The 14,332-nt window shown below is 70.1% G+C and carries 9 protein-coding genes and 1 pseudogene; 6 read left to right on the top strand and 4 right to left on the bottom strand.

Annotation, left to right across the window (positions count from 1 at the left end):
* Positions 1 to 305: 305 nt before the first annotated feature.
* Entirely contained in the window at positions 306 to 866 is a 561-nt protein-coding gene (locus AB0D94_RS19770) for a hypothetical protein (protein ID WP_362053237.1), read from the bottom strand.
* Positions 867 to 1,103: 237 nt separating this feature from the next.
* Between AB0D94_RS19770 and AB0D94_RS19765 the strand changes: the two are divergent.
* Positions 1,104 to 1,968, top strand: a pseudogene (locus tag AB0D94_RS19765) (helicase associated domain-containing protein); the annotation flags it as partial.
* Between the two features lie 513 nt (positions 1,969 to 2,481).
* On the opposite strand, the gene AB0D94_RS19760 reads toward AB0D94_RS19765, so the two are convergent.
* Positions 2,482 to 3,144 carry a response regulator transcription factor gene (locus AB0D94_RS19760; protein WP_362053234.1) on the bottom strand — a complete coding sequence of 221 codons (663 nt, stop codon included), beginning with the start codon at positions 3,142 to 3,144 and terminating at the stop codon, positions 2,482 to 2,484.
* Complete coding sequence (locus tag AB0D94_RS19755; RefSeq protein WP_362053231.1) at positions 3,119 to 4,291, bottom strand: sensor histidine kinase; 1,173 nt, start codon at positions 4,289 to 4,291, stop codon at positions 3,119 to 3,121. The genes AB0D94_RS19760 and AB0D94_RS19755 overlap by 26 nt, the downstream gene beginning before the upstream one ends.
* Before the next feature lie 175 nt (positions 4,292 to 4,466).
* On the opposite strand from AB0D94_RS19755, the gene AB0D94_RS19750 reads away from it, so the two are divergent.
* Positions 4,467 to 6,743 (top strand): MMPL family transporter, encoded by a 2,277-nt coding sequence (locus AB0D94_RS19750; RefSeq protein ID WP_362053228.1) that lies wholly within the window; start codon positions 4,467 to 4,469, stop codon positions 6,741 to 6,743.
* 316 nt (positions 6,744 to 7,059) lie between these two features.
* Here AB0D94_RS19750 and AB0D94_RS19745 read toward each other — a convergent pair whose 3' ends face one another.
* The gene (locus tag AB0D94_RS19745; RefSeq protein ID WP_362053225.1) at positions 7,060 to 8,526 is read right to left on the bottom strand and encodes a serine/threonine-protein kinase; all 1,467 of its coding nucleotides are present in this window, start codon (positions 8,524 to 8,526) and stop codon (positions 7,060 to 7,062) included.
* A 545-nt stretch (positions 8,527 to 9,071) separates the two neighbouring features.
* Here AB0D94_RS19745 and AB0D94_RS19740 point away from each other — a divergent pair.
* The 4 genes from AB0D94_RS19740 to AB0D94_RS19725 all read left to right on the top strand — a co-directional run bounded on the left by AB0D94_RS19740 (position 9,072) and on the right by AB0D94_RS19725 (position 14,277).
* Complete coding sequence (locus AB0D94_RS19740) at positions 9,072 to 9,404, top strand: hypothetical protein (RefSeq protein ID WP_362053222.1); 333 nt, start codon at positions 9,072 to 9,074, stop codon at positions 9,402 to 9,404.
* Positions 9,405 to 10,351: 947 nt separating this feature from the next.
* Entirely contained in the window at positions 10,352 to 11,311 is a 960-nt protein-coding gene (locus tag AB0D94_RS19735) for a hypothetical protein (RefSeq protein WP_362053219.1), read from the top strand.
* Positions 11,312 to 11,320: 9 nt separating this feature from the next.
* Positions 11,321 to 12,796 carry a phospholipase A2 gene (locus AB0D94_RS19730; RefSeq protein ID WP_362053216.1) on the top strand — a complete coding sequence of 492 codons (1,476 nt, stop codon included), beginning with the start codon at positions 11,321 to 11,323 and terminating at the stop codon, positions 12,794 to 12,796.
* A gap of 443 nt (positions 12,797 to 13,239) precedes the next feature.
* A complete protein-coding gene (locus tag AB0D94_RS19725; protein WP_362053213.1) occupies positions 13,240 to 14,277 on the top strand; it encodes a hypothetical protein in 1,038 nt (345 codons plus the stop codon).
* Positions 14,278 to 14,332: the final 55 nt, after the last annotated feature.

Raw genomic sequence — 14,332 nt, 5'->3', positions numbered from 1 at the left:
TTTTTTTTTTGCGTCTTTTCGGCTCGTTCTTTTTCTGCATTCTCTCCCCCCCCGGGGGCGCCCCCCCCCCCCGGGGGGGGGGGCCCCCCCGCACTGCTGCTCCGGTCAGCGGCTCCAGCAGCAGGGTCCCGCTACCGGTGGATCACCGCGCACGGCTCCCCCTGCACCACGTTGAACTCGACGCACAGCTTCGTGCCGTGGGGAAACTTCTTCCCGCCCTTCCACTTCCACCCGACCGTGGACAGCTTGGTCCTGGCGGCCCCGACCGACCTGGTTCAGGCTGCCTGAACCGGAGAACCGTACGGCTACAGGCCGGCACAGGCGAGGAGGTCTTCCGCCTGTTCTCGCGTGAGCTTGGGGGGAGCCGGTGTGGGTGGCGGGCATGGGTGGGTGCTTCGGCGGAAGGACAGAAACCAGTCGGCAACGGGGTCGGCAGTTGTCAGGGTGGCCACGATGCTGTCACGCAGAGTCGAGGGAGTGTCCGCGCGGGCCGCGATCTCGTTGCGGACGAAGGCGTCCCGGTCACCTGCGAGCAGATCTCGCAGCTCAGCGGGCAGGTCCGGATGGGCAGCCACAGCCTTGCGAACAGCGGAATCCGGGTCAACGGCCAGCTCCGGGGACGGACCGGCATACCTGACAGCGATGGCACGGGTCTGCGGGTCAGCAAGGAGAGCAGGCAACAGATCCGCCGGCGGCGAGCACACTGAAGCGGCAGCCCTGCGGATATTCGGATCAGAGTCCGTCAGCCAAGCCCGGCGCACGGGCTCGGGTGCATGCCGCCAGTGATCGACAACTGACGACCGCACGCTCGGCTCGGGATCCACGGCCAGCACAGCCAGCAGCCCAGGCGGCAGATGCTCGTTCATCGCAAGGAACGCACGGACGGATCCCGATCAGCGCTAGGCGTGCCAGCAGCCCAGACGGCTCGTCGGTAACGCTCGCCGCGACCGCAGCCCGGACCAGCGGCTCCGGACTATCCGCGAAACGGGCCCTGAACTTGGCGGGCACGGAACCGTTGGCGGCGAGACTACGGGCGGCGCCGAGCCTGACGATGTCCTCCATCAACTCCGGAGTCAGGTCCTTGCGCAGAAGAGCCGCCGAGCATCGTGCCCGTCTTCCTGGAGCACGGCGAGGACCCCACCCGACATGGTCGCCTCCGCCAGCTACCGCCCCCTCGTAGCGGTACTCCAAGGCCTGCGTTCCCACGACGAGCGCCTGGTCGAGCAGGTCGCCTCCCGCGCCCTCACCCACGGCCAGCGCAAGCTGCACCTCCAGCGCGACGAGGACGGCCGGATCGTCGGCGTAGACGGGGACGGCGAGGACCAGAAGGACGGCGCCGACGCCGCTGCCGAGTCGGCCCTGCTCCACTTCCCCAGCCCGCGGGACTTCCCCCTCGGCCGGTGGGTGCACCAGCAGCGCAAGGCCCTGCGCGCCGGCGAACTCGAGGAGCGGCGCAAAGTGCTGCTGGACGCGCCGGAGGCCGGGATGGTCTGGGAGCCCGGCGAGGAGGCATGGGAGGCCAAACTCGCCGCGCTCCGCTCCTACCACCGGGCAACCGGACACCTCGCACCCAGACAGGACGCCGTCTGGGGCGAAGACGACGAAATGGTGCCCATCGGGCAACACATGGCCAACCTCCGACGCAAGGGCGCGAAGAACGGTCTCGGGAAGAACGAGGACACCGCGACGACCCGGGCCGCACAGCTCGCCGCGATCGACGAGGACTGGGACTGTCCGTGGCCGCTGGAATGGCAGCGGCACTACCGCGTACTGGCGGACCTCGTCGACGCCGACGGCCTGCTGCCCGACATCGCACCCGGCGTGCTGATGGACGGCGACGACATCGGCAAGTGGCTCCAGCAACAGAAGCAGCCCGCCAACTGGGCGTGACTCCTCCCCGAGCAGCAGGAACGGCTGACCACGCTGGGCGTGCAGCCTGACCAGACGCCGTCTCCCGCCCCGGCGGCCGGTCACTTTCCGCCGCGGCGGAGGAAGTGGCCCCCTCCACGGATGGACCCGCGGACATGCCCGGGCGGCCCGATTCGCTTGATGCCTATGTGGTCGTGAGATCTCTCGGTTTCGTGGCAGTGGATGGTGTGACAGCGGCGGGCTTTCCCTTCTGCTGGCGATTGCCCTGGTCAGAGAGGTGTCCATCGGTCCGGGTACGTGCGCTGTCATGAGATGAGAGATCGGACGCGTCAGTGCTGTCACAGGGCGATATGAGTTCAGGTCGCCAGCTGTCACGAGACCGAGAGATCGCAAACGAAGGCTGTGACCAGCACTTTCACACGGGCACACCCCTGGCAGCCAGCCATCCTCGCGATCGGCGCCTGACGGCAGCAGCCTGGTCACCCCATGACAGCCATGATCACCACCGCCACCTGATCGCTGTCGAGCCGTACTTCGCACACAGAACAGCATCCACTTCAGGGCCCGCCTCGTAAGTCGTCAGGCTCTCATGGGACATAGCCCGGCACCGGCTCAGGTTCCGGGGAGGATACGGCGCGTTTCGTAGGCCCACATCGCGATCTCGACCCGGTTGCGGGCGCCGAGTTTGGCCATCAGGCTGGCCAGATGCGTCTTCACCGTGCTGAGGCTGATGTGCAGCGCATCGGCGATCTCGGTGTTGGTCAGCCCGCGAGCGACGGCCAGGAGCACCTGCTCCTCACGGGCGGTGACGGGGGAGACCGGCTGGGCCACGGGCCGGCCAGCGGGCAGGTCCGCGAATGCCTGGAGCAGACGGACGGTGACGCTGGGGGCAATGAGCGCCTCACCGTCGGACGCCGACCGTACGGCCTGCGCCAGAAGGTCTGGTCCCGTGTCTTTGAGGAGGAATCCGCGGGCGCCTGCACGCAGCGCGCCGTAGACGTACTCGTCGAGGTCGAACGTGGTGATGACGACCACGGCCAGCGGGTCGGCGACGCCCGGGCCGGCGACCAGCCGGGTGGCCTCGAGCCCGTCGATCACGGGCATGCGGATGTCGAACAGGCAGACGTCGGGGCGCAGTTCGCGGGCCAGACGTACCGATTCCTGTCCGTCGACGGCCTCGCCGATCACCTCGATGCCGGGCTGGGCGTTCAGCATGATCCGCAGCCCGGTGCGGATGATGGTCTGGTCGTCAGCGACGAGGACGCGGATGGGCACCGCTCTCGGTCCTCCCTCTCGGCAGCTCGGCTTCGACATGCCAGCCCTGGTCGGCGCCGGGACCAGCTCGTAGTTTGCCGCCGAGCAGGGCAGCGCGCTCGCGCAGTCCGGCAAGTCCGTATCCGGCACGGCCTCGGCCGGTGCGTTGGCCGTTGTCGCGCACGCTCACCCGTACCGTGTGCCGTTCGGCGGCGACCCGGACGACGACCTCGGTCGCGTCGACCGCATGGCGCATCGCGTTGGTCACCGACTCCTGCACGATGCGGTAGACGGCCGCGTCCACGGCCGGGGGCAGCGCGTCCAGCTCGCCGTCGAGTCTCAGGTCCACCCTGAGGCGGCCACCCGGGGTCCGCACCAGGCGCTCCAGATCCGCGACGCCGGCAGGCGGCGCCAGCTCGGCGCCGACGCCGCGGTCCCGCAGCGCGGCGACCATGGCGCGCATGTCCTCCAGCGTGCGCGCCCCTTCCTCCTCGATCCCCTCCAGCGCCTCGACGGCGGCGGACGGGTCGGTGTCCGCGAGCACCCGGCCCGCCTGGGCGATGATCACCATGGCCGACACGTGGTGGGCCACCGTGTCGTGCAGTTCCCGGGCGAGCTGCTCGCGCTCGCGGGAGCGCACCTGGTCCAACTGCCGCTCGCGAGCGGTCACCCGGAACCGCACGGCAGCCCCGACCACTCCGGGCAGCAGCAGGAAGACGAAGCCTGCGAGCTCTTCGACGACCGGGGTCTCGTACGTGACGGTCGCCAGGGTGCAGGCCGCGAGGATCACCGCGCCGCCGAGCACAATCTCCCGTCCCGATCCCCACCGGGGCAGGGCGTACACCAGCACGAGCACGACCGCGCCGGTGTCCAGGCCGACCGGCTCGCGCGGTGCAGCGACGAGCGAGGCCACTTGAAGCAGGATCACCGAGCCGAACGCCAGATTGACCATCGCCAGTGGGCGGGTCCGGCGCCACAAGAGCAGCAGGCACAGCCATACGGCGAACACCACCGCCACCGGCCGCCACACGACGTTCTCGCGCAGGGTGGCCTCCAGCACCACACCGCCCAGGCTCACGGCGAGCAGCGCCCAGTCCCGCCACACCCGGGCGGGCGCGTCGGGCGGCCGGGGTTCGGTCCACAGGGTTCGCAGGTCGTCTCGTAGCACGGTTCTCAGCCTAGGCACCGAGCCGTGCCGCGCATCGGCCGAAAGAACGGGACGTCACTCCTCCCTAGGGCCGACGGATCCGCGGCCCGCGAGCCGATGCCGCAGAGCGCCGTGGCGACGAGCCTTGGCATCGGCGGCCGTACAAGGACGGCCAACGAGGTGGTTGGAGGACCCGATGCTCTCGAAAGCCCTGTTGCACCTGGGCGCAAGCGCCGCCCGCCATCCCTGGCGGGTGATCGCGGCATGGCTGATCGCCGCCACGCTTGCCGTCCTCGCCGCGATCGCCTTCGGCGGGCGGACCGCGGACTCGATTACCGCTCCGGGGCTGGACTCCCAACGGGCCGCGGAACTGATCGAGCGGGCCGGCACCGGCCAGGAGGGGATGACCGCCCAAGTGGTCGTCACCCCCCTCGACGGCGGTGCGACGTTCTTCGACCACGGCAGCGCGCGCACCGCTCTCACGCGGCTGCAGACCGAGGTGAAGCGGCTGCCGCACGTGCTCGGCACGAGCGACCCGGCGGGGGCACTCGACGCACGCGGGGACACCGCCGTACGCGGCGGCCTTGTCTCGGCCGACGGGCGGATCGCAGTCGTCCGGGTGCAGTATCCCGACCAGAGCCGGCTGTCGGCCGAAGACCTCGACGCCCTCGTCGATCTCGGCGACCGGCTGCGCGCCGAGCTGCCCCTGCGCATCGAGATGGGCGGGAACCTCTTCTACGCCTTCTCCGAACCCGACGGCGGCGCAAGCGAGCTGATCGGCATCCTCGCCGCGGCCGCGATCCTGTTCTTGGCGTTCGGTTCACTCGTCGCCGCCGCGCTGCCGATCGGCATGGCGGTCTTCGGGCTGACCATCGGAGTTGCCACGATGACGGTACTGGCGGGGGTGACGGACGTCCCGACCTTCGCCCCCGTCCTGGGCAGCATGGTCGGGCTCGGAGTGGGCATCGACTACGCGCTGTTCGTGCTCGCCAGGCACCGGGAGTACCTCGCGCGCGGGCTCGACCCCCACGAGGCGGCGGGGCGAGCGGTGGCCACGGCGGGGAGGCCCGTGGTCTTCGCCGGCGGCGTCGTCGTCGTATCGATCCTCGGCCTGGCGGTCGCGAACGTGCCGTTCATGACGGTGGGCGGGCTCGCCGTCTCGATCGTCGTTCTGACCATGGTGGTCGCGTCGGTGACGCTTCTGCCGGCCTTCCTCGGCGCCGCCGGCCCACGCCTGGCCCGGGCCGGCCGGATGGGCCGGGCTCTGCAGACCCGGAAGCTGGGCCGACTCGCACGGCAGCGGGACACGGTGGCGGGCGCCGCTCCCGCCGCCGGTTGGCGGCGCTGGATCGGGCACGTCAGCCGGCACCCGGTGCTGTACGCGATCGGCGCGGCGGGGCTGCTGCTGACCGCGACGCTGCCCGTGCTCGGCCTGCGCGTCGGCCTGCCCGACGACGGCTCACTGCCCCACAGCCGTACCGAGCGCCGCGCCTACGACCTCGTCGCCGAGGGGTTCGGCCCGGGCACCAACGGTCCCCTCGTCATCGCCGCGGACCCCGCCGGTGATCCGGGAGTGCTGGACCGACTCGTCGCAACGGTCGCGGCGGATCCGGGCATCGCATCCGTCGCGCCGACGCACATCGATGGGGACACCGGCATCGCGACCCTCGTGGTGTTCCCGACCACCAGCCCTCAGGACAAGGCCACGGCCGACACCATCGCCCGGCTGCGCACCGACGTGCTGCCCATGGCGATCGGGCACGGCCCGGCCAGGGCCCACGTCGGCGGCGCCACCGCGAGCCTGTCCGATGTGGGCCAACGCACCAGCCAACGCCTGCCGGTGCTCGTCGCCGCCGTGCTGGCGATGTCGTTCCTGCTGCTGATGCTGGTCTTCCGCTCCATACTCGTACCGCTCAAGGCGGTACTGCTGAACCTGCTGAGCATCGGCGCGGCCTACGGCATCATGGTCACCGTCTTCCAGTGGGGCTGGGGAGGCGCACTCATCGGGCTGGAAGCGACGGTTCCGATCGTGTCGTTCATCCCGATGTTCCTCTTCGCCATCCTGTTCGGCCTGTCGATGGACTACGAGGTGTTTCTCCTCTCCCGCGTACGCGAGGAGTACCTGCGCACCGGCGACAACGGCACGGCGATCGTTGAGGGCGTCTCATGCACCGCCCGGATCATCACCTCGGCCGCCCTCATCATGGTGGCGGTCTTCCTGTCCTTCGCCGTCGCCGACGACCCCTCCACCAAGATGTTCGGGCTCGGCCTGGCCACCGCGATCTTCATCGACGCCACTGTTGTACGCATGGTGCTGGTACCGGCGACCATGACACTCCTCGGCCGGACCAACTGGTGGCTGCCGAGGTGGCTGGACCGGATGCTTCCCCGCGGCCCGGTCGGCACCGAAAGAACCGACGCGGATACGGAATCCACGGGTGAGACCCCCTCGTCCACGGCTGGTTGCCGTTGACTCAACTCCTGCCCGCCTGCCCCAAGTAGGACAACAATGCGCCCAGCGTGACGCCGATCAAGGCCCATAACTGGTTGACCACGAGTACCCCCTGCCGAATCTCGACAGCGCCTTCTGACGCCCCCTATTGCTAAGGGGTGGTGCGGCCGGATGGTGGGCGCTCTGAGCGGTGATCAGGAGGTAGGGGTTGGGTGAGGCGGGCCGGCGGCGGGCGCGTTCGTCGAACCAGTCGTTCAGGAGGCTGCGGGTAAGGCGGTCGAGGTAGACGGTGTGGGCTTTGTCCATAACGGCGCGTCGTTGTCGTGCGCGATCGTGATCACCGGCCGAAGTCGACCTCGAGGAGGTACCGGGCTCCGAGGGGATGCTGGGCGCTTCCGGCCGTCAGGGTCCGGCGGAGGACGGCTCGTCGGACAGCCGGTTGGTTGTTTGGGGAGGTGGCAGTGACCTGGATGGCGCAGCCCTTCTCGGAGGTCAAGCAGTCGCTGCTGCGGGTGAAGGGGACCGCAGCCACGCCGGGGATCGCCGTGAGCCACTGCTGCGCGCTGTCTGCTTGGGAGCCGCATTCGTTGTTGCTGGCGCATTCTGCCGTGTAGGTCACCCGCGCCTGGTCCTCGGAGACACGGGCCTCGGACTCCCGGCGGAAGTCGGCGGGGGACCCAGAACCTCGGGCTGTGCGCAGGTTGTCCTTGTACGTGGAATTGAAGGCGTCGGGATTCATCAGCACAGAGCCGATCGCCGACGCGGCCACCACGGCCAGGACCGCAGCCACGCTGAGCACGATTCGGCGTGTGGACCAGCGGCGGCGGGGTGCGGTGGGGCTGTGCGGGGCGGCCGTCGGAGCGTCGGCGGGGATTGCCGGCCGACCGGCGGGAGGCGGTGTCATCGCGGTGACGGTCCGGGGCTGCGGCACCGGGGAAGGCGGCTGCAGTGGTGGACCGGCGGGAGCGGAGGGAGCCGGGGTCCATAGGGTGACGGGCTGCGCCAGCCGCGCCCGCAGCTGGTCCATCGTCAGCCGCTCGGCCGGATTCTTGCGGAGCAGCCCTCCCAGCACGGGGGCAAGGGGACCGGCCTGCACGGTGGGCGCGGGGTCCTCCGTCGCAACCGCGACGAGAACAGCGCTCGGGGTCGTGGCGGTGAACGGCGCTCGCCCCTCCACGGCGGCGTAGAGCGTCGCTCCCAGCGACCACAGATCGGACTCGGCCGTCGCGGGCAGGCCCCGGATCTGTTCGGGAGCCATGAACGCGGGTGTCCCCATGATCATGCCGGTGGCCGTGAGGGTGGCGTCCCCCTCAACCGCCGCGATCCCGAAGTCGGTCAGCACGGCCCGGCTCTCTTCGAGAAGGATATTGGCGGGCTTGATGTCCCGATGTGTGATCCCCATCCGGTGCGCGGCGCTCAGCGCCGCGGCCACTTGCAGCCCGATGTCCGCGACCTCCTGAGGCGGAAGCGGGCCACGTGCCTCGATGAGGTCGGCCAGGGAGCCGCCGGTCACCAACTCCATGACGATCCATGGCCGCCCGTCCGCGCCGGCTATCCGGTCGTACACGGTGACGATCCCCGGATGCTTCAGCCGCGCCGCGGCGCGGGCCTCGCGGTCGAGCCGCGCGATCCAGTTCGCCCGCTCGGCGTCCTGGAGGTGCCCTGGCAGCCGCAGTTCCTTGACGGCCACGTCCCGCGCCAGCTGTGCGTCGCGGGCCCGCCAGACCGCACCCATGCCGCCCTGGCCCAGGAGGTGCGTCAATTGGTAGCGACCCGCCAGGAGTTGACCGTCATCATCGTCCACAGGTAAATACTAAGAGCCCACAACACGATCTGGTCGAGGTGCCCTGGCCGGGTGGGACTGGTGCGACGGTCCGGCCGTTCGCGATGTGTGAGCACTCGGCCGCGGATCGTGAACGACAGATCCTCATCGGTCACCCCGCAGCCTCGGCCGGGCCCCCGCCGAACCGGGGCACGTCATCCATGGTTGCGTCCAGGCGCAGGTCGAGGACGTCGCGGGTGCCCCAGGCCGAGGAGAAGTGCGCACCGGTCCTTCGAGGTCGCGGTAGTCGCTGTCGGTCAGTTCCACGATCAGATCGCTCACGCGGCAGCCGCTGTGAAATAGCTCTCCTGGAGGGCCTCGGCGGCGATCTGCCGGAGGCCGGCCTCCGTCGCGCCCGCCTCCTGGACGGCGAACAGGCGGCCCGCGGTCGGCCACAGCCCGCAGCTCCGCGGGACGGCCCGGTGCCGACGCCTGGACAGCTGCCTGGGCAGGATGAGTACGAAGACCTGCCGACCCTGAGTACGTCAACGCAGGCGAACCGGCGCCGGAGCCGATTGGCTGTACGCATGCACGAGACGACTCCCTTCCTGACCACCGACCAGACCGCCGCGGCGCCTGTCACCGACACGGCGTTGCGGTGGGTCACGGCCTTGGCGGTGGCCATGATTCCGATGGCGTTTCTCTTCGGGGCCTTTGCCGGGATGGCCGCGGAGGTTCATCCTCAAACCGTGGCAGTCGTCACGGTCTGCTGGTTTGGGTCCTGGACGGCTACTCCACTGCTCGTGGTGATCTTCTGGCTGTGGCGGCGCCACCCCACCCGCGCCAGGGCGGGCCGCTGGGCGGGGTGGGTCGCGCCGGTCCCGCCGACGGTCACGATCCTGCTGGCCCTTGGCCTGTAAACGGCGGCCGTGCGGCAGGCGCGCATTGCCGCCCGCCGGTTCGTCAGCGAAGACCGGTGCTGTTCTTGCGCTGTGTCTCCGGGTGAGGAGGCCCCGTCGGACGTCTGCGGCGAGCCGCCGTAATGGTTGGCGATCACCAGTACCGCGACCAAGGCTGCGAGTGCGGCCCACTGCGCGGGGGCGCTCCAGCGTCCCCGCCGCCCGGCGCGCGGCGCGCGCCCGGATGCCGGTGCCCGCCGGTCCCGCGGATCCGTGCTGGTGTCCGGCTCGTTGACGGCTCGGTCCCCCGGCTGCGGCAGGGCCGCTGGACCCGCTGGGGGGATCGGTTCTGTACCGGTCAGGGCAGCAGCGTCGCCTGGGGCTGGTGGACCGCCGTTCTCCGCTCGCGCGCTGCCGTGGTCCTCTTCGTGTCCGGTCGTGGGCAGGGGGCCGGGGAGCGCGGGCGGAGTGAGAGGTGAGGCCGGGGTGGGGGCCGCGGTCGTCGCGGCGGTGTGAAGGCGGCGCGCCTGCTGGAGCCTGTCCGTTCTGGTACGGGCGTCGCGGGGGTAGCGGTTCTCGATGATCTGATTGAGCCGCGCAAGCGGAATGATCTTCGCTCCGGAGCGGTATTCGCTCCACACGCTCCTGCTCAGCTGGTAGCGCTCTTCGAGCTGGCTGACGGTGTCCTCGGCTGTCAGCTCCCGCAGGAACCGCGCGAGGGCGTTGGCTTCGGGTGTGCGGCCCTTCAACGGGCCCGGCGGGCGTCCTGGTCTGGTCATCTCTCCCCCTCCTCGTCTGTCGGCGTGTTCGCGGACATTCGTGCAAATTCGCGGTTGTCCGGTTCCCCCAAATCGCTGACCTGCACTGACACCAACACGACCCAACGGATAATCAGATCAGGTTCCAGCGTGGTGTTCCACCGCTTCCGCCAACGCGGACAGCGAGACCACCACAAGGAAGGGACCACCGTGCACCGACCGTTCGTCCGCCGGCCCAAGGCCCTCGCGGCCCTGGCGGGACTGGCGCTGGCCATCGGCCTGGCCGTCATCCCCGCCCAAGCCCAGAGCACACCACGCTACGAGCGCCCCATGGCAACCGGAAGCATCGGCCGGGGAGCGGCACCCGGCGGGCCCGTCACCCGGGAGCAGGTCATCGCCCGGGCCGAGCACTGGGTGAAGAAGGAAGTCGCGTACAGCCAGGCGCGCTGGTGGAAGGACGACGTGACCGGCGGCTCCTACCGGCAGGACTGCTCCGGGTTCGTGTCCATGGCCTGGCAGCTGAAGGACAGCCTGACCACCCAGTCCCTGCCCGCCGTCGCCAACCGGTTGTCCGGCTTCGACCAGCTGCAGGCCGGCGACGCCCTCGACCACCCGGCCGCTCACGCCGTGCTGTTCGGCGGCTGGACCGACAAGGCCGAGGGCGACTTCTTCTACTACAGCCAAAGCCGCCCCGGCCGGCCCGCCCGCAAGGACACCGCCAACATCCACGACAGCCGTATCGCCGGGCACCCCCGCACCGCCTACATCCCCCTGCGCTACAAGAAGATCACCACCACACCCCAGGCGCCCGCCCCGGCACCGGCCCGGCCCACGGCACCCGCCAAGCCCGCCCCTACCGCGACTGCCATGCCCGCACCGCCGGCCACGGCCACCGCACCGCCGAAGCCCAAGGCGAAGCCGAGTACCACCACGGCAGCAAGCCCGAAGCCAGGCACCTCCGCCTCGGCCGCGTCCCCGCCGCCCTCGCCCTCGCCCTCGCCCTCGCCCTCGCCCTCGCCCTCGGCATCGGCATCGGCATCGAAGCCTCCGGCCGACACCGCGGGCGGCCCCGCCACGGCTGCCCGGCCGGACGCCACCGTTCCCACTCCCAGCAGCGGCTGCGCACCCACCGTCCGGGTCTCCTTCTGGCAGTGGATCTTCAGTTTCTGAATCGCGCCCATGCACGTCCCGCCGACCGTCCCCGAAGGGATCTCGATGAACACCGTCACGCCCCAACACGACCGACAGGCCCCGACGGGTGCCGTCACCTGGTGGCGCAGGTTCCACGGCGCGTTCCGCATGCTGTGCCTGCTGGCCGTCGGAGTCCTCGCCCTCGGCGTCGCGGCGAACGCCGCCCCCGCCAAACGCCAGATCGGCCGGCCGTCCGGCCCCGCCCCGATCGCACTGGAACAGATCGTCGCGGCCGGGAACACCGTCTACGGCTTGGCCGCAAGCCACCAGGGCGTCTACGAGTGGTCCGGCGTCGGCGGGCACTGGAACCAGGTGTTCGGGCCCGCCAAAAAGATCCACGCCGGCGGCGGCATCCTGTACGCCACCGACCAGGCGGGGAACCCCTGGAAGTTCGACCCGCAGCTGGGACACGCGGCGCGGTACGGGGCGTGGACCCAGATCGGCGGGCCCGGGCTGGACTTCGTCGCCACGGACCAGAGCTTCTTCGGTCTGGGCCCCGACCGCAAGGTGCACCAGTATCAAGGCAAGCCCGGCCAGTGGCAGACAGTCCGCAGCCAGGCCACCGCACAGATCTACGGCGGTCACACGCTGCTCGCCACCGCCTCCGCCACCGGGAACGTGTCCAAGTACGACGGCAAGGCCGAGAAGTGGACCCAGATCGGCGGACCCGGCCTCCAGTTCGCCTCCACCGACCGCAACATCTTCGGCCTGGGCCCCGACCGCAAGGTGCACCGGTATCAAGGCAAGCCCGGCCAGTGGCAGACAGTCCGCAGCCAGGCCACCGGGCAGATCTACGGCGGCGGCACCCTGTTCGCCACCGACACCTCAGCCGGCCATGCCACCGGAGACGTATCCAAGTACGACGGCAAGGCCGAGAAGTGGACCGAGATCGGCGGCCCGGGAGCGACCTTCACCACGAACGGTGACCGGATCTACGGTCTCTCGCCCGACCGCAAGGCCGTCTTCCAGTACACCGGCAAGCCGGGCAACTGGACCAGCCTCGGCGCACCGCTCGGCACCCCCGCCGACAAGCTGGAAACACTCCAGAGGCTGCACGAGCTCACGCAGTCGGGCGACGCCGCCCGTAACGCCTGGAACAAGGCCCGCAACTCCCACCAGCGCAACCACTGGGACCGGTTCGGCTTCATCTGGGACAAGGACTTCTGCTCCTCGCCCGGGAAGGACAGGATCGGCACCGTCGACTTCCGGATCGCCTGCGCCCGCCACGACTTCGGCTACCGCAACTACAAGCGGCTTCTGGGCCTGGAACAGACGGACCTCACCCGCACGCCCGAGGGCCGGGCGGCCAAGCACCGCGTCGACCAGACCTTCCTGAAGGACCTGCAGAAGGCCTGCGACACGGGCAACTACAAGCCGGGGTGCTACACAGTCGCCGACCTCTACCACCAGAGCGTCGTGCACGCCGGCACCAAGGAACAGAAAGAGCGATCCCCCGGCTGGTAAGTGCCCCCAGCATCAAGCAGGCACCCGACCGCGTTTCCGGGTGAGCTGACCCGCTGTCCCCTTCCCCCCCGTCCGTCCGGCAGGCAGGCAGGCAGGCAGGCAGGCCCAAGCCTGCCGGACGGACGCGCCTTTGTGCCGGACAGGGCATGACTGACGAGCACTGCGTGACGCGCCACCACATCGAAGTGTGGAACGAACGGGTACTGCCGGACGGCTTGGTGCCCGTCAGCTTCAGCACTGTTCTACGGGGGTCACTACGTCCCCCCTGTTCGGTGGCGTACAGGTCCGTTAGGGATGGAATCGGTCCGGCGCCCGTGCGCGCCATGGGCGGAATAAGCCCCTCTATGATCATTTTTGGCAAGTTCCGGGCTCCCGCCACCAACCCCATGGCCGCTACGTTCACCCCTTGACCGAACACACACGACCAGGGGGAAAGGGCATCGATGCGCCCCACAAGACCCGTCAGTCGCATAGGCAGAGCGCTCATGGCCTGTGCTGCCTCGGCCGCTGCAGCCACCGTGGGCCTTGCCGTCTCGCCGGCCGCGGCCGCACCTGCCAAGTCCGCCACCACCACGCAGGTCAAGCCCGGCGATGCCTGCACGGCGGCCGACCTCGGCACACGTCGTCCGTACATCACGACGACCGAGGTCACCCCGGCGATCACCCACGTCAAGGGCCGGTACATCACTGAGGGCACAACCGGCTACGGAGGCCTCAACTGCAACCGCGTCCAACAGGGCGACGGCAGTTGGGCACTGAAGTGGATCGAGGGTCCCGGCAGCGGCAGCCTCACCACCACCCTCGAGGAAGGCGCGGTGCGCTGCGAGGACAAGCTGCCTGCAGGCAGCATCACGGGCAAGGCACAAGACCTCCTCGACTGCGGTTCGGCTGCCGCGAAGGCCGAGCAGCCGGCGGGTGCGGTGGCGCCGACGGCGAAGCAGATGCAGGACCGCCCCGTGCAGCGCCCGGCCCTCACCAGCGGCACGTCCGCCGAACAGCCCAAGGCCACCGGGCGTAGCGTGCAGGCCGCTCTCAACTGCGAGACCGGCGCCTACAAGATCGCTGTACCCGGCAAGCCCCTGTCCTGGGGCGCGCCGCTCCTGGCGGCCGACGGTGTCCGCCTGCGGCCCTCGACGATCTTCAGCGCCCACCTGGACCACTGGCGCCTGTGCAACGTGACGGAGACCAACGGGGTCCTCGAGGCGTCCCTGTGGAACTGGGGCAACGGCGGGTGCGCGACCATCGCCGAGCAGAACGCGGCCACCGAACGGGCGGTCCTGACGACGGTCCCCTGCACGGAGGACGACCTCCAGCGGTTCTACATCTACCGCGACGTACCCGGCAGCTCAAAGATCGGTGTACAGAACAAGTACACCGGCTCCATGATGGGCCACGACCGTTACGCGGACGGGGAGTTCATCCGCCAGTACTCCAGCGGCAGGCAGGACGGTACGGGTACGTACGCCCTGATCGGAGTCTGACGGCCCACACCCCGTGAGCGGCCCCGCGCGTGAACCCCTGACCTCCCGGTTTCGT

The organism is Streptomyces sp. NPDC048255 (assembly GCF_040652415.1).
Classification (GTDB): domain Bacteria; phylum Actinomycetota; class Actinomycetes; order Streptomycetales; family Streptomycetaceae; genus Streptomyces.
Note: the sequence above shows the minus strand (reverse complement) of the source record. Positions and strands in the feature narration are given on the sequence as shown.

What these genes read in the sequence shown, in the direction of transcription:
- AB0D94_RS19770 (WP_362053237.1), bottom strand. Translation starts at nt 866, where the DNA reads ATGAACGAGCATCTGCCGCCTGGGCTGCTGGCTGTGCTGGCCGTGGAT.
- AB0D94_RS19740 (WP_362053222.1), top strand. Translation starts at nt 9,072, where the DNA reads ATGCACGAGACGACTCCCTTCCTGACCACCGACCAGACCGCCGCGGCG.
- AB0D94_RS19750 (WP_362053228.1), top strand. Translation starts at nt 4,467, where the DNA reads ATGCTCTCGAAAGCCCTGTTGCACCTGGGCGCAAGCGCCGCCCGCCAT.
- AB0D94_RS19725 (WP_362053213.1), top strand. Translation starts at nt 13,240, where the DNA reads ATGCGCCCCACAAGACCCGTCAGTCGCATAGGCAGAGCGCTCATGGCC.
- AB0D94_RS19730 (WP_362053216.1), top strand. Translation starts at nt 11,321, where the DNA reads ATGCACGTCCCGCCGACCGTCCCCGAAGGGATCTCGATGAACACCGTC.